Source organism: Actinospica durhamensis, from assembly GCF_018139695.1.
GTDB classification, from domain to species: Bacteria; Actinomycetota; Actinomycetes; order Streptomycetales; family Catenulisporaceae; genus Actinospica; species Actinospica durhamensis.
Window position 1 is genome coordinate 1 of record NZ_JAGSOG010000857.1, and the last position, 397, is coordinate 397.

Annotated in this window: 1 pseudogene; it reads left to right on the forward strand. The window is 78.3% G+C overall.

The features are described from left to right. Window positions 1-130: 130 nt before the first annotated feature. A pseudogene (locus KDL01_RS42565) lies at window positions 131-397 on the forward strand (hypothetical protein); the annotation flags it as partial.

Here is a 397-nt window from a genome sequence, read left to right on the forward strand (position 1 = left end):
CATACCAGGTCACAGCCCTGGACACAGGCGAACAGCACACCGTGCACATCGCCGGGGACGTGGTCCTGGCCGCCCCCGGCATCGAGTTGGAGGACCTCGCGTCACCCCCGTCGGTCTTCGACTGAGCGGCGTGCCCGGCGCGACCTACGACGGCGGTGCGAACCCCGTCGAGGGACGATCGGCCGGCGCCGCCTCCCGCGGCGTGCCGGTCCGCTGCCCACCGGCCGGCGCGTCCCCGTCCTCCGCGGCGGAACGCGCCGACGGCGTCCCGGGCGGCACGGCCCGCGGGTCCGCCGACGGATCCGCCGACGGGACGGTCGGCCGTACATCCGGCGGCACGACCGCGGGGGGACGAGCGGGCAGGGGGCGGCTCCCCGCCGGAGCGGCGGTGCCGGCG